This is a genomic window from Glaciecola sp. KUL10 (assembly GCF_003203515.1).
Taxonomy (GTDB): domain Bacteria; phylum Pseudomonadota; class Gammaproteobacteria; order Enterobacterales; family Alteromonadaceae; genus Glaciecola.
The window spans coordinates 1-23453 of the sequence record NZ_BGNG01000003.1 but is presented as its reverse complement, the minus strand read 5'-3'; the positions used below and the strand labels follow the sequence as shown (position 1 = coordinate 23453).

The window sequence follows — 23453 nt, the reverse complement described above, 5'->3', positions numbered from 1 at the left end:
TATGATGAGCCTGATTGGATTATGGGAATCTGTCAGGGAGTTTATCGCTACCGGTGGTGACGTGTTGTATTTCGTCGCTGCCGCGCTCTTCCTCATGTGGGTATTAATGGTTGAGCGTTATTGGTATTTGACCTCTGTGTTTCCAAAAGTAAGAAAGCAAATTATTGCTGATTGGGATGCAAGAACAGATACCACTTCATGGTATGCGCATAGAATCCGTGATACATGGATCTCGCAAGCTTCAGATTCTTTGAGCGCAAGAATGCTAATCATCAAAACGTTGGTGGCAATGTGTCCACTGATTGGATTGCTAGGTACCGTAACAGGCATGATTGGTGTTTTCGAAAACATGGCTACTCAAGGTACGGGTAACCCAAGGTTGATGGCTGCTGGTATATCAATGGCGACGATTCCGACAATGGCGGGAATGGTTGCTGCATTATCTGGCTTGTTCTTTAGCTCTCGTTTAGAAGCTAAGTTGAAAATTCAACGTGAACAGCTAATTGATAGCCTGCCGCATCACTAAGAGAGAAGAATAATGGGTCGTAAAGTAAGAGCAGAAGAAGAAGACGCACAGATCGACATGACGCCGATGCTTGATGTTGTCTTTATCATGCTTATTTTCTTCATCGTGACGACAGTTTTCGTTAAGCAGGCGGGGGTTAATGTTAATAAACCCGAAGGCGTGACGGCAACACTGAAGAAAAATGCAAACATCTTTATAGCCGTTACCGAAGATGGCAATGTGTGGATGGATAGAAGAGAGATTTCATTAGATTCTGTAACTGCGAATCTTGAGAAGCTGCTTTCTGAACAACCTACAGACATTGTGTTTATTCAAGCCGATACCAAAGCTAAGCACGGTATCGTTATCGAAGTAATGGATAAGGTCAAAGCAGCAGGCATTGATCGTGTTTCCGTAGCAGTGAGGGATTAGCAAATGATTAGATTTATTGTTTCTATTTTTCTTGGCGCTACGATCGCGTTCGGTTTGTTTGTAGTAATGGCTAAATTAGTTGAAAATACAGGACAGCGTGCTGAAGCGTTACCGCCACCCCCTGTGATTGATATCGTCATGCAAGAGCCTGACGATGAAACACAAACACGTGTGCGTACGCCACCACCACCTCCACCTCCGCCTCAAGAGCCGCCCAAGGTGGAACTTGCTGAGCCAGAAGTATCTGAACCTGATCCATCTGGATTCAGTATGAATCTCGGTTCAATTGATACAGGCGGTGTTGATATTGGTATCAGTGGTGTGGGTGCAATGCGCGACGGTGAAGCGACACCAATCGTTCGTATCGATCCAAAGTATCCTCCACAAGCTGCACGTGATGGTAAGGAAGGTTGGGTTAAACTTTCATTTACAATTAACGAAGTTGGCGGTGTAGAAGACGTAAAAGTCTTGGATGCTGATCCAAAACGCGTATTTGACCGCGAAGCAAGACGTGCGCTTCTCAAGTGGAAGTACCGTCCTAAAGTTGTTGACGGTGTTGCTGTAAGGCAAGAAGGTCAGCAAGTTCAACTTGACTTCAAACTGGGAGAATAACGATGAAAATGGTAAGTAAAATTAAAACCTCTTTGATTGTTGCTGGTGGTATAACACTTTCGGCTTTTTCTTCTGTTAGTTTAGCTCAAGAGCCGCCGGTACTTTGTGCCGGCTACGAGCGTCCCAAAACTCAACTTTTGGGTGAGCGCGTAGGTAAAAAGCTAAATGCCGCTTTTGAAGCTTACAACGAGGACCGTGTAACAGAAGCAATTGCAATGTTACGCGAGATTGAAGCCAAAGAAGAGTTTGACCAAGCGTCAGTGGATAAATTTCTTGGGCAATTGTTAGCGTCGCAAGATGGTAAATCACAAGAGTCTTTGACTTTCTTAGCTCGCTCTGTTGAAAAGAAGATTCTTAATGATGGCGACTACGCCTCAATCACAAAAGCAGTCGGTGATTTAAGTCTCAATGAAGAAAAATACGAAGATGCACTTAAGTATTATCAGCGTTGGATGGACTTTACTTGTAAAGAAGATGCAAATGTATATCTGCGCATGGCGAAAGCTCATCTTGACTTAAAACAGTACGACAAAGTAATCGGTCCTGCTGATAATGCGATTAGGACGTTTGACAAGCCAAACAAGAATGCCTACGCGTTGAAGGTTTCTGCTTTTTACGAAAGTAAGAAGATTCCAGAAGCAATTGATGTCGTTGAAACGGTTGTTCAGCTTTTTCCAGATGACAAAACTTGGTGGAATCGCCTAGGTATGTTTTATCTGCTAGAGGAGCGTTATGATGATGCTTTGTCTGTATTTGAGTTGTCGTATAAACAAGGCTTCTTGACAACAAAAAGTCAAATTAACACACTTGCTCAGCTTTATTCCTCGCAGGACGTGCCCTTTAAAGCCGCAGAAATTCAGGCGAAATACGTAAAAAGTGGACTGTTAGACAGCGATGAGAAAACGCTAGCTAATGTTGCAGCTCTTTATGCGCGCTCGAAGAATTTCAAGCAAGCCGCTGATTTTTATGGTCGAGCTGCAAAGATTGAGAACAATCCTGAGTACCTTTCTAAGAAAGGCGAGATGTTGTTGACTGCGGAAGACTACAAAGGTGCAATTACTGCTTTAGAAGCTGCTTTAGCGCAAAACGTTGAAAAAGAAGGACGTGTCAGTTATTCGTTAATGGAAGCTTACTTCTATACGGGTGATTTCCGCAAAGCTTTTGAATACAACCAAAAAGCAAAAAGTGACCGTACTATTCGTCGTAACGCATTGGCGTGGGAACCGTACATTAAAGAAAAAGCTAAGAACAGAGGCATTAGAATCTAGTCTTAGACTCTTTTGTGTATAAACAGTGTGAAGCCCCTTTTTAGGGGCTTTTTTTTTGCGCCGTAGTTCACGACCCAATAAATCACGAGGCCATATTTAATGATTCTAATATGTCGATGATTTGCTGATTTAAAGTAAGCTTGAGTTCTGCACTGTTTCCCTTAATCATTAATTTTCTTAATAATATCAACAGACTATTGCTTTGTAGCTGATGTGCTACAAAGAATAATTCTTCTAAGGTATTAGTGATTTTAAGCTCATTAGCAATGATTGCTTCAGTTTTATCGGCAACAAGCTTTTCAAACGCCTGTCGTGCTTGTGTCGAAAGATAATGTTTTTGTTTGTTGTATTCGTTACGTAAAAGAGTTGGCATCAACACACCTAACTCACCCAAATATATTTTCGTTAGCTCAAAGCGCAGAACTAGAAGCAAAGTAGTTGATTCGATATCTTGATTGATAGGCTTTATAAACAAACCAGAATAATGTCCACTTGAAGTGTCTCTTCGAGTGCCTATCTTGATTAACTTGAAGTTGGCGTTCTGCCAAAACCTTAGCAGTGCGGCTTCTACACCGAACGATGTACTAAGAAGATCTACATTATTATTCAATGCTAATCTTTCGGTACAACTTAATAATTGACTGCCAATGCTTTTATTTTGAACGTTTTCTAATACTGCAATTCTGGTTACTCGCCAGCAATTGAGGGTTAGGCAGTTCTGATCAAATAGCATGCTCGCGATAGTTTGTAGGCTTAAATTTCCTGATAGACGTCTTTGCGATGAGATAATCTGCTGGGCTAGTTCTTCGTCGACAGTTAAGTGTTCTTTAACCACTATGCAGGCGCCGCAGATAATATTGTTAACGTGAGCAATAATAACGGCTTGATCATCGCTGTCTAATAAACGCATTAAATCATCTGGGGTCGTTTGATAATGTGCACTCATTAGTAACTGATGACATTCAATCAATTTACCTATTTGCTGTTCCGTTTTATTCGAACTGTCGATGAACTCGAATCTAAGATTACTTACACTAGAATGATTGTTTGAAAAGGTCTCAAACGACTTTGTTTTCCCTTTTGAATAATGGCTTGCAAATACTTTTTCAAATAGCGGCTCAAGAGGGTCATCAGCAGGCCACCTAATTGGTGTCAGCAACTCAATACTTTTTACCGTCTTGTCTCGTTGAAGTATGGGTTTAAGCTTTTTGTTAAAACCAAGACCTGAACCTTCATAGCCAATTTCAGTTGTAGCAATCACAATATTATTAAGTCGTTTGAATGCACTAATAATAATCGAGGGTGCTAGGGCAGCTGCTTCATCAATAAGCACCAAAGCTGATTGATCGACTGAGTGTAGGTTGTCTGGTGACACAAATAACACATTGTTTGAAGACAAGTTTGGGTAAGCTTCAAAGATTACCTTAAAAATGCTGTCACAATTTTTACGGTTAGCCGCACAAATGAAAACAGACTCGAAAGTGTTGAGACCCCATTTATACAGTTCACCTAGTAGAGCAGACTTACCTCTGCCTCTTTTTCCGATGATTATCGATTTAATATTGCCTTGTTCTGCGTAACGGTGTGTAAGCGTATTAAGATGAAGGTGTTGCTCGTTAGTCAAATAGCTATTTTGTACACTGGCTATAGACCCTTTATTTGCTGTTGCAGTTGAATCATCTAGCACCAAAGGTAAGTTAAAATCTGTATCGCTAATAAATGCAGTGTTTTTATCAGATAGCAGAGTGTCGCAAAAATACTTTATAAATAGACTTTCATCATGTGTGTCATGATGTGAAAAGTTTAAGCCTCTGTTATGAGCCTCATGTTTTGGCCAACGTTCAATAAATGGAGTGAAAATAACAAGCAGTCCAGAGGTTTTAATGCATCCCTCCAATGCATACAAAGCACTGGGTTTTAAACCTATAAATGCGTTATACGCCAGTAAATCCGTTTCATTACCCAGAAATTGACGAAAATTTTGCGTAGTGCACTTATTTATCTTTTCATCTGCTTTTAAATCAGTCTCGAAGCCAAGCCAAAGTTGTGTATCAAAGTGGTTTTTAAGTACTTCAATTAACTCACTATGAACGCTTTCTTCTACAGAAATCAACAATACTTGTCGATGACTATTGATAGCGTGTCGTTGTTTAAGCCAATTTTTTAATGCTTGGGTACTTGATTTCACGTTTTTAAATATTACTTAGTCTTTCTTTTAGTGTAACCAAAAAGGAAAAGCGATGCGCTTTTTATCTAGACGCCTAGTCATGCCTAATGACCTTAACTATGCCCAATCTTTATTTGGAGGTCGAGCCCTAGCATGGATTGACGAAGAAGCGGCCATTTATGCAATCTGTCAGCTAGAAACAAACTGTTTGGTGACCAAGCATATTGGTGAGATCAGCTTTGAATCACCTGCTACTCAAGGTGATATTGTTGAGTTTGGTTTGGCAACAAAGAAAGTCGGCAAAACTTCAATCACCGTAACTTGCTTGGTCAGAAACAAGGCGACGAAAAAGACCATTTGTTTGGCGGATGATATTGTGTTTGTTCGCGTTGACCCTGCCACTAGACTACCTGTTCCTCATGGCAAAACACTAGAAGAATTAGAAACGCAAACACAAGACGAAATGGCGCAACTGGGTTTAGGTAAGGGCATTTAAATCTTCGTATGGTTTTATAGTTTAAAACGTGAATATATATTCACAAATAATCAGTGAAATTATTAAGTAAATAGCTGAAAAACTTTACTTTTAATAATCTACTGTTAGTATTCCGCGCGTTATCGATAAAGCATTTTGCACATCGATATAAACCAAGGGGTGCCATTGCATAAATGCAATGGCTGAGATTCGAAAGAGAACCCTTATTTACCTGATCCGGTTAGTACCGGCGTAGGAATGGTTGGCGAAATCATCAATTCCATGCTTTAAAAACAACCGGTTCTTTTTGTTTTAACGAAGAGACCAACATGAAATCTTTCCAAAATAAACCAATTTCCCTTGCGATTTTGCTCGCATTGTCAACAGCTAATGTCAGTGCACAAGAGGACATCGAGCGAATTGAAGTCAGCGGTGACTTGTCGAGTAGAACCCTCGACCAACTTGCAACCAGTGCTACGGTAATAGGAGAATCACTGCTTGCGCAAAAGCAGGCTCGTCACCTTGAAGATATTCTAATCGCAGCACCCAACACTAACTTTGCAAGTGGTGCATCACGCGGCAAGTTTATTCAAATTCGCGGCATCGGTGAACGGAGTCAGTTTGCTGAACCCATTAATCCATCAGTTGCGCTTGTGGTCGATGATATTGATTTTTCAGGTATCGGCGCATTGGGTACACTGTTTGATGTTCAACAAGTTGAAGTATTATCTGGCCCACAATCAACTGCATCAGGCGCATCAGGCCTTGCTGGCTTAGTTAAAATTGTCAGTCAACAGCCAACTGACACACAAGAGGGTACATTAGAGTTAAGCGTAGCTGAATTTAACACTTCTCAAATTGCTGGCGCATACTCGAATGCCTTAACAAGCAATATTAATGCACGCGTGGCGATTCAACAGGTCAAGAGTGATGGTTTTGTTGAAAATGCGTTTTTAGGTCGCTCTGATACCAATAACATTGATGAACTCAGCGCTAAATTGGCAATAGATTATTTGGCATCAGAGAGCACTGTGGTTAAGTTACGTTATTATCACTTTGATATCGATAACGGCTATGATGCATTCTCACTAGATAATGACAACATCACACAATCAGACGAGCCCGGAAAAGACGCTACAAGTGCAGATGCGCTCAGTCTTAAGCTTGAACATGATTTAAGCTTTGCTCGCCTCAATTTGATTTTGTCGCAGACTGATTCAGAACTTGATTATGGTTATGATGAAGACTGGACATTTGTGGGCTTTCATCCTGATGGTTACAGCTCGACGGACCGTTATTTCAGAGAAGTTAATACCAAGAGTATTGATCTTAGATTAAATGCAGACAATTGGGTTGCAGGTGTTTATGGCAAGCAAACCGACGAAGACCTATTGCGAGAATACACCTTTAATTCAGCTGATTTTTTAAGTGTTTATCAGCCAGAGTCGCTGGCGCTATATGGCGAGTATGAGTGGTCTATCAATGCGCTTTCTTTATCGTTAGGTGGCCGCGTAGAAGAATTTAAAGCCGATTACTCAGATACATCGGTATATACAGAAAACTTAAGCGATTCACTTTTTGCAGCTAAGGCAGCTGTCAGCTACAACTTAAACGACAACTTGTTATTTGCGAGTATCTCTCGTGGTTATAAAGCTGGCGGTTTTAACCCAGATCAAGCAGTGAGCCAAGAGGATCGCTTGTTTGACCCTGAATACAACTGGAACTATGAACTTGGTATCAAAGGCAACATAGAGCAGTTTGACGCTGATTTGGCCCTAACCTTCTTCTACATGAAGCGCGAAGATGCACAGGTCAGCGACTTTTCTGTTATTCCTCGAAATGACGATTCGGGCGCGGTTGAGTTTATTGACGTGATTGGCAATGCGGATACTGGCACAAACAAAGGAATTGAGTTTCAGTCAAATTGGCGCTTAAGCGATGCCTTAACGCTTGCTGCAAATATCGGTTATTTAGATGCGACATTTGGTAACTATGAAAAGACCGATGGAAGTTTTGTTGATCTTCAAGACCAAGCACAAGCGCCAAAATGGACCTTTTATTTAGCTTCAACGCTCGCCGTAACTGACGCGCTAAATTTTACTATAGAGTTTGAAGGAAAAGATGAGCACAGATTTTCAATCGGACACGACGAACGCGCGCCGTTTACCCCTGTCTTGAATGCCGAAATCGCTTATCGTATTGACCAGTGGTTAGCTAAGTTGTGGATTAAAAACGCGTTGGATAGACAAGTGTTTACGCGTGGTTTTGGCGGTTTCAGTAACGACCCACGAGATGGTTACTTCCCAGCAGAACCATACTATCAGTTTGGTCAAGAGCGCCAAATGGGTGCGACTATAACGTATCAGTTTTAAAGCTCATTAGGCTTTCTAGCGAAGACCATATAGTCTGAAACGATGGTTACTTATGATGAAGTAACCATCACCTTTACTCACTAGATAATATAGTAGAGCAACACAAGGAATGAATATGCAATTAGTAGTAGAGATATCGCTTTATCCCCTAGTCAACGAATATATCGAGCCCATTAAGGACTTTATCGAAAGGCTAAATCAAGACAAAAACCTGAGTGTTAATACGTCACAAACAAGTACCGTCATAAAAGGCGAGTGTGATTATGTGATGCAATTGATGTCAAAGGAAATGCAAACTACCTATGAGCAAGTAGGACAAGCTATTTTTGTTTGTAAGTTTTTAAACGGCGACAAGATGAGTCAGGGGTAACAAACAATGTTTGAAGCATTGATCAATCAATGGCAACAACAAAGCCTGCTCGAGGTCGTGGCTTTTTTGTTATCCGTTGCCTATGTTTGTCTTGCTGCAAAACAAAATATTTGGTGTTGGCTTTGTGCGTTTGTCAGCACCAGTATTTATGTTTATCTTTTCTATTCGGTATCACTGCCGTTTCATAGTCTTTTGAACGCTTATTATATAGTCATGGCCGTAGTTGGGTTTATGAGTTGGCGCAAAGGTACTAAAGCCGAACCATTGCAGGTTCAGGCGCTGTCATTTAACCAACATGCCATTGTTATTGCACTAGGTGCTGTTTTAGCTTCTATTTTGAGTATGTTTGCAGGAAGTTGGTTTGATGCAAGCTGGTTGGCTTTAGATGCGACCATCACGGTATTTTCTGTATTTGCCACCTTGATGACTGCGCGTAAATACATCGATAATTGGTATTATTGGTTAGTATTAAACAGCGCAGCTTGTTTTCTGTTTGTTCAAAAAGAGTTATATCTTACCGCGTTGCTCATGATTATTTACACATTCGTCGCGATATACGGATTATTTGAATGGCGAAAGTCGCTTAAGCCTGCCATTATAAATCCCTAACAAATTTTTGTGGCTCGACAAACTTGACGCAAGAACAACTGATACAGCGATTAACAGAACCTTTATCACTCAGCCCAAATGCAATTATTTTTGAATTGCCAGGCGGCACGATTAACGAATCTTACCTTCTGAACGATAGTGACGCAGACTACATGGTCAAACGTTTTATCGGTACCGACGAATTCGCAATTGATAGACAAGACAGGTTTTTGCTGCAGCAACGCTTGGCAACAAGAAAACTTGCACCAAAACCGTTGTTTCTTGATCAGGATCAGGGCCTCTATGTCGAACAATGGGTGCATATCACTAAACAACAAATACCGCTATTCTTTGATGAAATGCACATCGATTTGCTCGCAAAGACACTCAAACGCATCCACAACTGTATATTTGACTTACCTATTATTGACTTACCGAAAGCTTGGCAAGGTTATTCAGAGAAGCTGTCACATATGAGTGGCGAGCAAAAGGAATCGTTGCTAGCGCTTAGTCACAAGTGGCAAGCGTTGTGCGATGTTAGTCGTTCTGATAATCGCCTTTGTCACAATGATCTGGCTTGGGCACACATTGGTGGTGCCTCTCAGCTCATTCTTGATTGGGAGTATGCGGGCATGGGCAATCGCTATTTTGATTTAGCCTCTTGCGCAAAGATTAATCAGTTGGATACTTTCCAAACTGATTTATTGATAGAAAAATACGCCAAACACACTAAGATAGAACACCAAGAAGTGAAAGAAAAAACCATCCAACAGTTTGAATTTGTTAACTTTACTTACGATTTATGGTTCGATGTGTTAAAACAAAATTTGAATTAAATTTGTTGATAAAGCGCTTTATTTTTTCAAAACGCGCTGTATACTACGTGCCTCGCTAGGGGTGTAGTTCGAATTGGTAGAACAGCGGTCTCCAAAACCGATGGTTGGGGGTTCGAGTCCCTCCACCCCTGCCACTTCTTTTGGGCAACAAATTACTTAGCGTGAATAGAGTGAATATCACACCTTATCAACAAGCAATTCTGCAAGCCTTAGACATTCCTTTGTATTCTCAAATTGGGTCGGAAAAAGCAGATTCAGAATCAAGTGCTATACTTCAAGCAAAAGAAAGTGAATTGTTGCCAGTTGAAGCCAACAACGCTTTATACCAAGACCTCGCTCATGCATTTGAAAATCAGTTTAAAGGGACGTTTTCATGGGTGCAAAGTACTGATAAAAAAACGATTGAATTTGTCGATAACCAACTAATAACGCCTGAAGTTACATCACTCAATGGCGAGCAGAAAAAGCAAATTTGGTTAGCTCTTGATCGTTATTTCGACGCAAAAAGCTGGTCTTAACTTCTAGTCATAGTAAAGGATTGTAGTTGTTAATGTTGACGGTAGAGCTATTACAAGTTGATGATTTTGATCGCGCTTATGCCGTGTTCAATAAAGTCACGTCGACAAACTGGACCTATTCTTTGTTTATGCAGTCTGCTATCAAAGGGCATTCTGTAGTTGCTAAAAAAGATGACCAAGTTGTCGGTTATTGTATCTGCAGCAAAGTGTTAGATGAACTTAGCATCGAAGACATTGCAGTGAGTAAGGATTTTTTGAGGCAAGGTGTGGCAAAAGAAATGCTAACTTTTTTGGCTAATCAATCGATTGATTGGCAAGTCAATTCTATTTTGTTGGAAGTGAGAAGAAGCAATAAACCCGCCCGTAATTTGTATAAACGCTCTGGTTTTGAGCTGGTTGCAGAACGCAAGGCCTATTATCCGGCTTACAAAGGTGCTGAAAAAGAAGATGCCTTAGTGTTGAAGTACCTTGTTGCATAGTACTTAAAGCACGTTTAACAAATTCAGATTCACTCGTCTAAACACTTTTCCATCTTAGTGATTTATCCATCTTGCTTATTTTGTTACAATCGCGCGAAATTTTTTCCAGATGGACAAACTCGCTTTGTTTATCTGATGAAGTGCTTAGTTTGTGCACTTATTAGCACCTAAAAGGTTAACAAAAAATGGCAGATGCCAAGATAATTGAAGAAATAAGTAAGCGTAAAACCTTCGCAATAATTTCCCACCCCGATGCAGGTAAAACAACCATTACTGAAAAAGTGTTGTTATTCGGAAACGCCTTGCAAACAGCGGGTACAGTAAAAGGTAAAAAATCGGGTCAGCACGCTAAGTCCGATTGGATGGAAATGGAAAAAGAACGTGGAATCTCTGTGACCACTTCAGTGATGCAATTTCCATATGCGGACAAGTTGGTCAATCTACTAGATACGCCAGGACACGAAGACTTCTCAGAAGATACTTATCGCACATTAACAGCGGTTGATTCGTGTTTAATGGTGATTGATGCGGCAAAAGGGGTTGAGGACAGAACACGCAAATTGATGGAGGTCACACGCCTGCGTCAAACGCCCATCATTACCTTTATGAACAAGCTTGACCGTGATATTCGCGATCCAATGGAATTGTTGGATGAAGTGGAGTCAGAGCTAGATATTTTGTGTGCACCCATCACATGGCCGATCGGATGCGGTAAAGAATTCAAAGGTGTTTATCACCTTCATCGCGACCATGTGATTCTTTATAAAACGGGTCAAGGTCATCAGATACAAGACGTACGCATTATTGAAGGACTCGATAATCCAGAGTTAGAAGAAGCAATCGGTTCTGGCCTTTTAGAAACACTAAAAGATGAACTCGAGCTAGTGCAGGGCGCTAGTAATGAGTTTGATCATGAATTGTTTATCAGTGGTGACTTATCACCCGTATTTTTTGGTACTGCATTGGGTAACTTTGGGGTTGACCATATGTTAGATGGCCTTTGTGAATGGGCGCCAGCCCCCCAAGGCCGTGAAAGCGATGCAGGTACAACCGATGCCAATGACGAAAAGTTCAGTGGCTTTGTCTTCAAAATACAAGCTAATATGGACCCAAAACATCGCGATCGCATTGCGTTTTGTCGTATCGTTTCGGGCAAATACGCAAAAGGCATGAAGATGCATCACACCCGCATCGGTAAAGATGTGCGCGTATCCGATGCGTTAACATTTTTAGCTGGCGACCGTGCATTGTTAGAAGAAGCTTATGCAGGTGATATTATTGGCCTTCATAATCATGGCTCAATACGCATTGGCGATACCTTTACCGCGGGCGAAAAGTACCGATTTACAGGTATTCCAAATTTTGCACCCGAGCTATTTAAACGTATTCGTTTACGCGATCCACTTAAGCAAAAGCAATTGCAAAAAGGCTTGATTCAGCTATCTGAAGAAGGTGCTGTTCAGGTATTCAGACCGCTCATGAACAATGACTTGATTGTAGGCGCAGTTGGTGTGCTTCAGTTTGATGTGGTTGTTGCTCGATTAAAAGCAGAATACAACGTAGATGCCATGTATGAATCAGTCGGTGTTTCTACCGCACGTTGGGTATACGGTGATGAGCGCAAAGTTGATGAGTTCAAGCGCAAAGCACAGGCCAATTTGGCCTTAGATGGTGGTGATAACCTGACGTACATCGCACCCACCATGGTCAATTTATCACTAGCGCAAGAGCGTTATCCCGATATCGAATTTCACAAGACACGTGAACACTAGGTTTTATTAAATGAATATTCAGCAGGTTTTAACTCAACGATTTACACAAGCGCTCGCAGATATGGACATCACTGATGCTCCAGTGCCTTTGAGCAGAAGCACAAGACCCGAGTTTGGTGAATACCAATTTAATGGTGCAATGGCCTTAGCAAAGCGCTTAAAGCAAAAGCCAAGAGACATTGCCGAAAAAATCTTAGCACACGTAAAACTAGATGATATTGCTAGTAAGCTAGAACTGGCTGGCCCAGGTTTCATCAATATTCATTTAAACGATAGTTTTTTAGCAGATTGGGCGCAAAAGGCACTCGCAGATGAGAAATTGGGCGTTGATTCACCAAAACCCGATCGTATCGTAGTGGATTTGTCTTCGCCGAACTTAGCCAAAGAAATGCATGTTGGTCACTTACGCAGCACGATCATTGGTGACGCTACAGCCAAGGTGCTTGAGTACTTGGGACATACCGTGATCCGCCAAAACCACATGGGTGATTGGGGCACGCAGTTTGGTATGTTATTAGCTCATTTAAGCGATAAATTAGCATCTTCAGAAGTGGCAGAAACTGCACTTAGTGATTTAGAAGACTTTTACCGCGAGGCAAAAGTAAGATTTGATAACGAAGAGGGCTTTGCTGATCGTGCTCGCGAGCATGTTGTGAAGCTTCAAAGTGGTGATGAGCAGTGTTTGGCTTTGTGGCAGCAGTTTATTGATATCTCAATTAAGCACAGCGAAGAAGTTTACGAGAAGCTGAACGTTTCACTTACGCGCGAAGATATCATGGGCGAAAGCGCGTATAACCATGATTTACATAATGTTATCGACGAGCTAACAAAGCAAAACGTGGCGGTAAGTGATCAAGGCGCAAAAGTTGTCTTTATTGAAGAAATGAAAGACAAAGAGGGTAAGCCTGCGGTTTATATCGTTCAAAAATCGGGTGGCGGATTCTTATATTCCACAACCGATTTAGCTGCAATTCGCTACCGTACTAATACCTTAAAGGCTGATCGCACGCTAATCTTTACCGATGCAAGACAAGCGCTACACTTTAAACAAACCGAAATCGTTGCGAGAAAAGCTGGCTTTTTGCCGCCAGCATTAACCTACGAACACTGCCCATTTGGTATGATGTTGGGCAAAGATGGTAAACCATTCAAAACCCGCAGTGGCGACACAATAAAGTTGTCGGATTTACTGGATGAAGCAATCGAACGCGCGCAAGCCCTCATTGCTAAACGCGAGAATAACCTTAGCGAAGCAGAGCAGTTAGAAGTGGCGAAAGTCGTAGGTATCGGCGCAGTTAAATATGCGGATCTAAGTAAAAATCGCACAACAGATTACATCTTTGATTGGGATACAATGTTAAGCTTTGAAGGCAATACAGCCCCTTATCTTCAATATGCTTACACCCGTATTCGAAGTATCTTTAGAAAAGCTGATGTCGATATGGGCAAAGTGAGCGGCAAGATTACTATTGAGTCTAAAACCGAGCATGAATTGACCACAAAGCTTATTCAGTTTGAAGAAGTATTAAGCGCCGTAGGCAAAGAGGCAACTCCGCATTTGTTATGTACATACTTGTACGACGTTGCCAGCGCCTTTATGCGATTTTACGAGGCCAACCCAATTCTCAAGTCAGATGTTGATGCCACTACTCGTGAGTCTCGACTCTCGCAAGCGGCTTTAACGGCTAGAACCTTGAAAACGGGCTTAGAGATTTTAGGGATCTCGACTTTAGAAGCGATGTAGGTTGTCCAAAAGAGCCCGTCATTCCCGCGCATGCGGGAACCTCCTTGGAACCCACCAAAGTAAACAACGAAGAGTCGTCATTCCCTTGAAAAAGGAAACCTCCTTTAAACCGTCGGAACCGTTAGCATAATTCACCACGCCAAATGCCGGCGCGGTGAACAGCTCTGACAATTGATTGAATGATACCAATCACCTCAATCACGCTTTTTGACCGAGGTTTGTTCTTGTGGGTAATTGCAAGTACTCTTCTGCGCATTTCAGGTTCAATGATTTTCAATGAGCTCACAAGCGCCTGTTCTTCTAGATGATGAAAAGCGGCAGAGGGAAGAATTGCAAGGCTCTTTCCCATTAAGACTTGTCTTAACCCCGTCATTAAATGCCCCGTATAACTTGCGTCATGGTTTAGTCTTACCCCTGTGTCATGCTCATATTTTCTAATAAATTTGCCCAAAGCGTCTTTGTTGCCTGGTACTAACACTTTAAATTCACCGAGTGCCCAAAAGGGAATACTGCTCTTATTCAAAATCGTTTGATGATTAATGTCAGCCGATTTTGTGCCGACCACAAGGTACATAAATTCTTCAAGCAAAGGCGTTGCGACCATAAAGTCAGATGCGAAAGCTTGTTCATAAGACAAAGCAAGATCTATCTTGTTATTCTCCAACCAACCCGACAAGGAATAGGATGGGCCGGTACTAATATCGATGCTAATGCCTAAATCAAGATCAGATAGCTCATCAATAAGCGGGATAGAAAGTACGTTGCAAATTGATGGCATCATGCCAATTTTGATTTCGGTATTTTGCAAGGCTACAGACTCGTTAATACTGGCTTTTGCCTGATCAAACTCACGCAGAATGTTGCGTGCGTGTTTGGCAAAAATAAGACCTTCTTCAGTGGGGTAAACGCCTCTAAAGTCTCTCACTAAAAGAGTCGCGTCTAAACTCTCCTCTAGTTTTGCAATTTGTTGGCTGATTGCAGGTTGTGTCACTTCTAGCTTTCTTGCTGCAGCAGCAATGCTATTGGTCTCTAATGCAGTTAAAAAAAACGTGAGCTGTTTTGAATTCATGATGACCGTTGTCAGATTATAGGTGCAGTAAAAGCTCTTTAAATGCTACTGAAATTACTAGCAAGGATTATTCCGTTCAAAATTTGACCTCATTAATGAATTGTTAATACATTAAGTGGTTCAATTTTTCCTAAAAATAAATCCAATCATAATACTGTTATTATTTCTATTAAATTCAGTTATTTAGAAAGGCAATAAAAGTTTTATTTATATCCCTCCATCAATTCCTTTCTTCCCACAATCGTCGGTGTTTTTTACTTTAGGGGCGAGTATTCATTTAAATGAAACCAACAAAAAACGTGTAGCAATGAACCATAAAGGTGCGTTTGGCTTTCACAAGATCAAAAATTGGGAGAACGTTGTTTATGGAAAATTTCAAACTTAACAAAGTCGTAGTCGCGCTACTTGGCGCAAATGCATGCCTGTTTCCAGCACTTGCTCTTTCACAAACCAATGAATCAGAGACGCAGCTTGATAACGTCGAAAAAATTGCTGTCGTTGGTGCAAGGGGCGCCCCTCGCTCAGTGGGTACTTCACCCGTTCCCGTGGATGTACTCAGTGTAGAAGACATTGAGGGCGTCGCTTTTTCTGACTTAAATGATGTCTTGAAAACACTCGTGCCGTCTTACGATTTATCAAGGCAGCCAATATCAGATGGCGCAACTTTCATTCGTCCTGCGACCTTAAGGGGGATGCCTACAGACAAGACGCTCGTGCTTGTTAATGGTAAAAGAAGGCACCGTTCGGCATTAGTTCAAATTGGTGGTTCTGGAACTCAAGGTCCTGATTTAGCGACGATTCCAGCAGTATCTCTGGGGGCTGTAGAAGTACTAAGAGATGGTGCCGCGGCGCAGTATGGTTCAGATGCGATTGCCGGTGTGATCAATTTTCAGTTGAAGGAAAATACTGAAGGCGGCACGTTTAGTGCGGAGTACGGTGAACACTTTGAGGGAGATGGAGAGTCAATTACATTTGGCGCTAACAAAGGTTTTGCGCTCGGCGACGACGGGTTTGTGAGCGTATCATTAGAGATTAATGATACTCAATCCACAAGTAGAGGTGAGCAATATTGCGAATCTTGGTTCTGCGTTGATCCTAGCCTAGCGGACTTTAACCCCGATGCAAGCTATGCCCAATATGTCACCCCTGAATTCTTTGCGGCGGCGCAAGAGATGGGAAGAAGCGTACATTCTGCAGACGTAGTTCAACCATGGGGCCAGCCAAACGCTGAGGCATTCAGATTATTCGTCAATGCTGGTTATGACATTTCCAACGATTTATCTTGGTATGCCTTTAGCAACTATACCAGTAGCGAAGGTGATGGTTCATTTTTTTACCGTTATCCCTTTAATAGTGTTATGCAAAACATTAGGTTAGAGGACGGCAGTATTTGGAATCCGCTAGAAATTTACCCCGGTGGTTTTACACCTCGCTTTACAGGTGAGATAGAAGATTATTCATTTACGACCGGCATAAAAGGAAACACAAGTTCTGCTTTAAGCTACGATCTAAGCGCAAGGTATGGCTATAACGAAATAGCTTACACCCTTGCGAACACAATAAACCCTTCTCTTGGTGATGCGTCAGGCACTGAATTTAACCCAGGTACGCTGTCGAATGAAGAGTTTCAAGTTCAAGGCGACTTTATTTATGACCTTGACGATATGACACTTGCCTTTGGCGTGAGTTATCTTGATGAGACTTATGATATTGCCGAAGGTCAGTTGGAGTCATACATTGATGGCCCCTATGCAAAAGCAGATCCGTGGGGCTTTTGTTCACAGGACGCGCCAACTTCTGCTGGCTTGACGGTGATTGCTAACGGTTCAACACTTAATTGTGCAGATTCTGATGATCCGGTCTATCAAGTAATGGCGGTTGGTTCTAATGGTTTCCCAGGGTATTCTCCCGAATTTTCAGAGAGTTATTCGCGTGATTCATACGCTATTTATGGTGATGTAAGTGGTGATATTACCGATGATTTGTTTGCTCAAGCCGCGATAAGATTCGAGGACTACTCTGACTTTGGATCGGAGGTGGTTTATAAACTAGCAGGCTTTTATCAAGCAAGTGAAGAGATAGGGCTTCGAGGCTCGATAGGTACAGGATTTAGGGCTCCCACACCGGGTCAGCAAGGTACAACAAATGTGTCGACGCGCTTACCCAACGGTACACCAGTGGCAGTCGGTTTATTCCCTGCTTCGGGCGCTGTTGCTCAAGCGCTTGGTGCAAATGCCCTAAAACCAGAAACGTCTACTAACTATACCTTTGGTGTCACTGCGGATTTTGGACAATTGAATATCACGCTTGATTACTACTTAATTGAACTGGAAGATAGGGTTAATGCGGTTTCAACACGTGATGTATCGTCCGACGCTAGCAGTGGTGACGCATATGATAATTTCTTAGCATTACAAGCAGCCGGTGTCGTCGGTGCTGAGTCAATCGGTGGAGTAAACTACTTTCAAAACGCATTTGACACGTCAACTGAAGGGGTAGACTTTGTTGCCACCTATTCACTTAAAGGTGAGTTGGGTGACACTATGCTCACAGGTTCGATCAACTACAATAAGACAGAATTTGCCTCAGACCCTAGTGAATTCTTAAATGCCGAAAACCAGTTTGATTTTGAAAATGGCACGCCAACAATGCGCGGAGTCTTTTCGGCAAAACATGCATATGAATCATTTCAAGGGCTTGTTCGACTTAGCTACTACGGAGAGTACGACAATATTGACGGAGATGACGTGCAAACGTTTGGCTCAGAGGTCTTTGTGGATCTTGAAGGCACATATTTCATAACTGAAACCTTGTCCTTGGCTTTTGGTGTAAGAAACTTATTTGATAACTACCCTGATCCTTCTGATTTACCTGGTGATTCATGTTGCGGCCGAATTTACCGCTCAGATTCGGTTGTTGATTGGCAAGGTGGATTTTATTACACCAAGCTCGTCGCCAAGTTTTAGCAGCGAATTATATGGATGTTAATATTATCTGGCTTGTGGTTGCACTTTGTATTGCTGGTGCGGCCGCAGGTTTCACCTCCGGTCTATTTGGAAATGGCGGAGGGTTTGTCGTTGTGCCAGCCCTCACAGCCGTGTTTCCTTTATTCGTTGTCGAATCCCAAGAATTAGTGAAAGTTGCCATTGGGACATCATTAGCTTCAATCGTGATTTCTAGTGCAAGAGCTTTGGTTGCTCATAACAAAAAAGGAGCAGTTGATTTCAAGCTTTTAAAGTCTTGGTCTGCTTGGATTGTATTGGGAGCACTTGGCGGAATTTTAATCGCCAATAATAGTGATAGTTCAATGCTGACGGTCATATTTGCTGGTGGTGTTTTGTTTTACTCCGTTTATTTTTTGTTTCCTACGCTGGTGGTGCGTGAAGGAGCATCACACGCCATGCCTCAAGGTATGCTTAAAGCATCTTTTGCATTTGTGTTGGGAGGCTTTTCTGCCTTACTTGGCATTGGAGGTGGGACGCCAATGGTAATCACCATGACTGTCTGTAGGCGCACGATACAACAAGCTGTCGCCACCGCTGCTGGTGTGGGTGTTTTGATAGGGTTGCCCGGTACTATTGGTTTTTTGCTGATGGAGCAAGTTCCTAACACGCAGTTACCATTTGGTACTGTTGGCTATATCAATCTTCCAGCTTTGTTCTTCATAAGCATTGGGTCAATCTTAACGGCCCCAATTGGCGTCAAATTGGCCCATCACTTTAACGAAACGAGACTAAAAAGAGCTTTCGGTGTCTACCTCGTCGTCGTTTCGTTTGCAATGTTTTACAAGTACTTCAATGGCTAAAAAACTTTATAAAAAAGGAAAAAAAGTTATGAGCTACAATCATTCAAGAAGATTATTTTTAGGTCGCACGCTAGCAGCTTCTGCAGTCAGTGCTGCTGGAATTTTAACATACTCTGGCGCCACCCACGCTGATAAAGTTGCTGTTGAAAAACTATATTATGGTCCAAAGCCAGGTATCGCAAAGTTAAATGCTAATGAAAACCCTTTTGGGCCCAGCCCCGATGCTATTAAGGCGATGACAGAAGCAATTTCAACAGGTGGTGCTTATTATGCTTATCCTGCTGCAATGAAACTCTTAGATATGTTGGGTGAATACTACGGTTTAGAACGGGAAAACATCTCATTGAGCGCTGGCTCTAGCCCTGTTTTGTCTTTCGCTGCGATGGCTGCTGCATCAAAGGGGACCATTCTTGGCCCAGACTTATTTTGGGACACAACGTCCAGTGTTCCTTTGAAGCAAGGTGGGCCTGAAATTAAACGCGTCCCCAATACTGCAGACTTAGATATTGACCTTGATGCTTTGTATCAAGCGATTGACGAAGATGTTGCGATGGTGCACGTCTGCAATCCGAATAACCCAACAGGAAAAACGCTAGACCCTATTAAATTGAAAGAATTTTGCATAAAAGCATCGAAGAAAACCTTGGTCTTAGTTGATGAAGCATACAACGAACTGATTGATGACCCCGTAAAAAACTCGATGGTGCCACTTATTAAACAGGGACACAACGTGATTGTTGCAAGAACGTTTTCAAAGATATACGGACTTGCGGGCTTACGGGTAGGGTACATGTTAGGCGCACCAGAAAAAATAGAATGGATAAATCGGTATGGATTGGGAACTTACACGATCAATCAAGCCGGTCTTGCAGCAGCCATAGCCAGTTTTAATGACCAGTCATTTATAAAATTCTCAAGAGACAAAATTTCTGAAGCTAAAGGTATAATTCTGGATGCTGTCAAAGCAAATGGTTTAAGCGCGCTCCCGTCAAGTACAAACTTCGTATTTGTCGATTTGGGAAAAAATGGCGATGCAAATGCCTTTAGAATGGCAATGGCAAAAGAGAACATATTGATTCGAGGACAATATCGAACATATCAAAATTGGTCACGCGTGAGTGCAGGGCGAATTGCAGATGTTAAACGTTACGCTGATGCGATTCCAAAAGCTTTAGAGTTTATGCAACGTAGCACCTGATTAACGTGACGTGCTAATTAACCAGATTCCTAGTTTCTTTGAATACAGATTGTTTTCTAAACCAAAAATACTTCTTGTCGTATGATATAAACACGATTAAGTAATCATAACTAGGAAGTAACATGGCAAAGATACTCGCATTCTCAGGCAGTGGCAGAAAAGGCTCATACAATCATTCAATCGTAAAGTGCGCAGCAGAAGGCGCAATAGCGCAAGGTGCTGAAGTCACCGTTATCGACATGAGTGAGTTTGATATGCCCATATTCAACGAAGATTTGGAAGCGAGTGAAGGCATGCCCGAAAAAGCGCAAGCGTTTAAAGACCTGCTAATGGCACACGATGGATTTTTAATTGCCAGCCCAGAATATAACTCTGGATATAGCGCATTGTTAAAAAACGCAATCGATTGGGCATCAAGGATGCAAGAGGGCGAAAAGCCACTGCAAGCGTTTAAAAATAAAGCGGCTGTTATTATGGCTGCTTCACCTGGTGGTTTAGGCGGTATTCGTGGTTTAGTACCTTTAAGAATGTTATTGGGAAATATCAGTATGATTGTGCTTCCTAACCAGCTTGCGGTGAGCGGTGTTTCGAAATTAGTCAATGATGAAGGTGACGTGACTGACGAAAAAACTGTCAAAGGTCTGCATGGTTTGGGTAAGGCTTTGGCTGATTTTTTGAAGTAGTCTCTAGTAAACGCGTAGATTTACTAAATCATAAGCTTGGTGTGATTTGCACCAAGCCTTTTCTATCACTGCATATTCACTTCTCTCAACCTATCCGCTTGATCTTTAAATCGCTGTTGGCGTTTATCGGCCCATATATACCAAGCGGCCAGTAGCACGATCATAATGATACAAATTATGACAACCCTAAGACCGCGTTCTTCCCAGGTTCTGTCACTAAAGTGCAGCGCTAAAGCCATTGCAATTACTGATACGATGCATGATATCCACGCTGAATGTTTATTGATGCGTGCGATCAGTGCATTGTTTTCATATTGCTTTATCAATAACGTTAAATAATCAGCGGTTGTTTGAGTTTGCGCAAATGCAGCATTCCAGCGCAGTTTCGTAAAGTAGATGACCATTGATAGCCCAGCGATAAATACGATTGCAGTCAGTACTTTAAGAAAGGGCGGAAATGTGAAATCAATTAAAAACAAGAGGGCAAATGGACTTAAGCTTAAGAAGTCTAAGAAAATATAAAAACGCTGCTTATAAACTTGCTCTTGCGCTTGTTTAGCAACCTGTTGGCTATCTATATTGAGCGTTTGTTGTGTTTGCCAAATGCCCGCTAAAGGATCATTGTCAGGTGAATTATGCATCAGCTAATTGCTCTTTAATTTGTTGGCGAATACGGGTAATCATGACGCCGATGTTCGTTTTACTTAAACCCGTGATGTCTGCAATCTCATCATAAGCTAAGCCCTCTAATGATAAGGTAATAACTTGCCGAGCAGGGAGCTTTAACTCCCTAATAAACGATAACATTTGTTCAAGCTGTTGAGATTGCATCAGGTCAGTTTCGAGTGATTTTATATCACCATTGTGATTGATTAGCGTTTTATCTGCTTGTTCTAACGCGTCGTTTTCGGTGTGCGATTTAAAGCTGTTTGCTTCTTTATTAACGTGTGTAATACATCGATTATGGGCAACGCGCAAAATATAAGTTTTAATGCTCGACTGATGTTTAAAGCTTTTCAGGCTTTGCCAGACAGCGATACATATCTCTTGATAAAGCTCTTGCCTCACGCTTAAGTTTGCCTCATAGGTGCTCGCCACCCTAGAGAGTAAACCTCCATGTTCTTTGATTATAGTTTCAAAATGTAGACTCAAGTCATGCCTTTTTAAGAGTCGTGAAAACACCGTTATACTTATAGTCTGCAGTAAAAAGGCTTTATTACAAAAATTCTTTAAAAATACTTATAAGACAGGTCTGGGGGTTAAATCGTTGCAAGTCACGTCGATTCGCCTTTGCCGTTAAACCTGTCTAATGGGCTTGTACTACCTGCAAATTTATCTCCAACTACATGTGTGTATATTTCAGTAGTGCGAATATCTGAATGTCCCATTAATTCTTGAAGTGTTCGGATATCAGTTGATGATTTTAACATCTCAGTGGCAAAAGAATGTCTGAAGGTATGTGATGTCACTCTTTTATTTACATTTGATAATAGCACGGCCTTGCGTAGCGCTTTGCGAAAGGCGGTTTCGTGTAGGTGGTGTCTACATATGTAGCCGTCATAAGGGTGTATACACCTTGATGTAGAGGGAAAGATGTACTGCCAAGCCGTATCCTGCATTGCATATTTGTACTTTCGGTGAAGAGCCTTGGGAACCGAAGCTTTGCCATATCCTTCAGAAAGATCCCTTTCATGGATTCGCTTTGCTTTTCCGATTTGCTTTTTTAGAGGCTCTTTTAGCGTCAACGGAAGTATAGAGTATCGGTCCTTTTTACCTTTGCCGCGAAAAATGAAAACGGTATTGTCTTCAAAGTTAATGTCTTTAATACGTAAAGCTAATGCTTCATTGATACGCAGTCCACATCCAAAAAGAATTGATGCAATCAGGCAATGCAGGCTAGGCAAATGAAATAAAATTGCTTCAACCTCTTTGGGAGATATCACAGTTGGAATGCGCTTCTCTTTTTTAGTATACCCAAATTTCATGTCGACAAGTTCACGTTCTACAACATGCCGATAAAGAAATACTAGCGCACAAAGCGCTTGGTTTTGAGTTGCGGGTGATACTTCTTTTTTAACTGCGAGATGCGTTAAAAAGCGCTCAACTTCTTTTTCTCCCATATTGTCAGGGTGCTGTTTTTCATTGAAACGGATAAAGCGCTTTATCCAATCAATATATGCTTTTTCAGTACGCAAACTAAATTGTTTTACACGAATTACATGGCGTACTTTTTCTATATATTTAGACATAAAAAATCCTTTTTTTATAACTATTAGTGTTTGGCTCGCTATGCCACATCTGATGACTTGCTAAACCGCAAAATAAATCACATAAATGTTTTTTAAAATCATGGGCTTAGCAGTCAATATGGGTATAGAGAGAAAACCCACTTTACCCAGTCTCGCTAAATACAAGCCTGTTTAAGTTTTGATTCATTGGTATTGTTGATTTAAACGTTGTATAACAAGGTTTTAGAATACATAGGTTGGTGGGATGAAGCAGCTGTACGATTGTGCATATTCGGCATTCTTGCTAATAAGTTGTTAGCTTGGCTAGAAAA

At 41.6% G+C, this 23453-nt stretch carries 22 protein-coding genes, 1 tRNA gene and 1 riboswitch; of the genes, 18 read left to right on the top strand and 5 right to left on the bottom strand.

All coding sequences use genetic code 11. The features are described from left to right. The first annotated feature begins 1 nt into the window (after window position 1). The 4 genes from KUL10_RS06285 to KUL10_RS06270 are packed head-to-tail and all read left to right on the top strand — an operon-like array spanning window position 2 to window position 2817. A complete protein-coding gene (locus KUL10_RS06285) occupies window positions 2-526 on the top strand; it encodes a MotA/TolQ/ExbB proton channel family protein (protein ID WP_110428073.1) in 525 nt (174 codons plus the stop codon). 12 nt (window positions 527-538) lie between these two features. Then, window positions 539-937, top strand: a complete 399-nt coding sequence (locus KUL10_RS06280; RefSeq protein WP_110428072.1) for a biopolymer transporter ExbD — start codon at window positions 539-541, stop codon at window positions 935-937. Window positions 938-940: 3 nt separating this feature from the next. Further along, the gene (locus KUL10_RS06275) at window positions 941-1549 is read left to right on the top strand and encodes an energy transducer TonB (protein WP_110428071.1); all 609 of its coding nucleotides are present in this window, start codon (window positions 941-943) and stop codon (window positions 1547-1549) included. A gap of 2 nt (window positions 1550-1551) precedes the next feature. Beyond that, window positions 1552-2817: a lipopolysaccharide assembly protein LapB gene (locus tag KUL10_RS06270; RefSeq protein WP_110428070.1), complete on the top strand. Its 1266-nt coding sequence runs from the start codon at window positions 1552-1554 to the stop codon at window positions 2815-2817. Window positions 2818-2899: 82 nt separating this feature from the next. On the opposite strand, the gene KUL10_RS06265 is transcribed toward KUL10_RS06270, so the two are convergent. After that, on the bottom strand, window positions 2900-5005 hold the full coding sequence (locus tag KUL10_RS06265) for a GNAT family N-acetyltransferase (RefSeq protein WP_110428069.1): 2106 nt from the start codon (window positions 5003-5005) through the stop codon (window positions 2900-2902). A gap of 52 nt (window positions 5006-5057) precedes the next feature. Here KUL10_RS06265 and KUL10_RS06260 point away from each other — a divergent pair, with 52 nt between their 5' ends. The 10 genes from KUL10_RS06260 (at window position 5058) to argS (ending at window position 14138) form a co-directional block, all read left to right on the top strand. Beyond that, complete coding sequence (locus tag KUL10_RS06260) at window positions 5058-5480, top strand: acyl-CoA thioesterase (RefSeq protein WP_110428068.1); 423 nt, start codon at window positions 5058-5060, stop codon at window positions 5478-5480. 145 nt (window positions 5481-5625) lie between these two features. Next, a riboswitch (TPP riboswitch) is annotated at window positions 5626-5735 on the top strand. A gap of 53 nt (window positions 5736-5788) precedes the next feature. Continuing rightward, window positions 5789-7831: a TonB-dependent receptor gene (locus KUL10_RS06255; protein WP_110428401.1), complete on the top strand. Its 2043-nt coding sequence runs from the start codon at window positions 5789-5791 to the stop codon at window positions 7829-7831. A gap of 115 nt (window positions 7832-7946) precedes the next feature. Beyond that, window positions 7947-8201 (top strand): YkoF family thiamine/hydroxymethylpyrimidine-binding protein, encoded by a 255-nt coding sequence (locus tag KUL10_RS06250; RefSeq protein WP_110428067.1) that lies wholly within the window; start codon window positions 7947-7949, stop codon window positions 8199-8201. A 6-nt stretch (window positions 8202-8207) separates the two neighbouring features. Continuing rightward, on the top strand, window positions 8208-8810 hold the full coding sequence (gene pnuC / locus KUL10_RS06245; RefSeq protein WP_110428066.1) for a nicotinamide riboside transporter PnuC: 603 nt from the start codon (window positions 8208-8210) through the stop codon (window positions 8808-8810). A gap of 23 nt (window positions 8811-8833) precedes the next feature. Further along, window positions 8834-9625 (top strand): phosphotransferase, encoded by a 792-nt coding sequence (locus KUL10_RS06240; protein WP_110428065.1) that lies wholly within the window; start codon window positions 8834-8836, stop codon window positions 9623-9625. A 57-nt stretch (window positions 9626-9682) separates the two neighbouring features. Continuing rightward, window positions 9683-9759: transfer RNA gene (locus KUL10_RS06235), tRNA-Trp, on the top strand. Window positions 9760-9795: 36 nt separating this feature from the next. Continuing rightward, the gene (locus tag KUL10_RS06230; RefSeq protein ID WP_110428064.1) at window positions 9796-10143 is read left to right on the top strand and encodes a hypothetical protein; all 348 of its coding nucleotides are present in this window, start codon (window positions 9796-9798) and stop codon (window positions 10141-10143) included. Between the two features lie 32 nt (window positions 10144-10175). Continuing rightward, window positions 10176-10622 carry a ribosomal protein S18-alanine N-acetyltransferase gene (rimI, locus tag KUL10_RS06225; RefSeq protein ID WP_110428063.1) on the top strand — a complete coding sequence of 149 codons (447 nt, stop codon included), beginning with the start codon at window positions 10176-10178 and terminating at the stop codon, window positions 10620-10622. 185 nt (window positions 10623-10807) lie between these two features. Beyond that, complete coding sequence (gene prfC / locus KUL10_RS06220) at window positions 10808-12394, top strand: peptide chain release factor 3 (protein WP_110428062.1); 1587 nt, start codon at window positions 10808-10810, stop codon at window positions 12392-12394. A 10-nt stretch (window positions 12395-12404) separates the two neighbouring features. After that, entirely contained in the window at window positions 12405-14138 is a 1734-nt protein-coding gene (gene argS, locus KUL10_RS06215) for an arginine--tRNA ligase (RefSeq protein WP_110428061.1), read from the top strand. 121 nt (window positions 14139-14259) lie between these two features. On the opposite strand, the gene KUL10_RS06210 is transcribed toward argS, so the two are convergent. Beyond that, complete coding sequence (locus KUL10_RS06210; RefSeq protein WP_110428060.1) at window positions 14260-15207, bottom strand: LysR family transcriptional regulator; 948 nt, start codon at window positions 15205-15207, stop codon at window positions 14260-14262. Window positions 15208-15572: 365 nt separating this feature from the next. Between KUL10_RS06210 and KUL10_RS06205 the strand changes: the two genes are divergently transcribed. The 4 genes from KUL10_RS06205 to KUL10_RS06190 all read left to right on the top strand — a co-directional run bounded on the left by KUL10_RS06205 (window position 15573) and on the right by KUL10_RS06190 (window position 20893). Beyond that, window positions 15573-18173 (top strand): TonB-dependent siderophore receptor, encoded by a 2601-nt coding sequence (locus KUL10_RS06205; RefSeq protein ID WP_110428059.1) that lies wholly within the window; start codon window positions 15573-15575, stop codon window positions 18171-18173. 11 nt (window positions 18174-18184) lie between these two features. Next, the gene (locus tag KUL10_RS06200; RefSeq protein WP_110428058.1) at window positions 18185-19012 is read left to right on the top strand and encodes a sulfite exporter TauE/SafE family protein; all 828 of its coding nucleotides are present in this window, start codon (window positions 18185-18187) and stop codon (window positions 19010-19012) included. 28 nt (window positions 19013-19040) lie between these two features. Then, a complete protein-coding gene (locus KUL10_RS06195) occupies window positions 19041-20210 on the top strand; it encodes a histidinol-phosphate transaminase (protein WP_110428400.1) in 1170 nt (389 codons plus the stop codon). A gap of 122 nt (window positions 20211-20332) precedes the next feature. Beyond that, entirely contained in the window at window positions 20333-20893 is a 561-nt protein-coding gene (locus KUL10_RS06190) for an NADPH-dependent FMN reductase (protein WP_110428057.1), read from the top strand. A 65-nt stretch (window positions 20894-20958) separates the two neighbouring features. Here the strand turns inward: KUL10_RS06190 and KUL10_RS06185 are convergent, their stop codons facing one another. From KUL10_RS06185 to KUL10_RS06175, 3 genes are all read right to left on the bottom strand, one after another. Next, window positions 20959-21534 carry a hypothetical protein gene (locus tag KUL10_RS06185; RefSeq protein WP_110428056.1) on the bottom strand — a complete coding sequence of 192 codons (576 nt, stop codon included), beginning with the start codon at window positions 21532-21534 and terminating at the stop codon, window positions 20959-20961. Continuing rightward, window positions 21527-22045, bottom strand: a complete 519-nt coding sequence (locus KUL10_RS06180) for an RNA polymerase sigma factor (RefSeq protein ID WP_158525332.1) — start codon at window positions 22043-22045, stop codon at window positions 21527-21529. Before KUL10_RS06180 ends, KUL10_RS06185 begins: the two co-directional genes overlap by 8 nt. A gap of 122 nt (window positions 22046-22167) precedes the next feature. Next, the gene (locus KUL10_RS06175) at window positions 22168-23142 is read right to left on the bottom strand and encodes an integron integrase (RefSeq protein WP_110428054.1); all 975 of its coding nucleotides are present in this window, start codon (window positions 23140-23142) and stop codon (window positions 22168-22170) included. Window positions 23143-23453 lie beyond the last annotated feature (311 nt).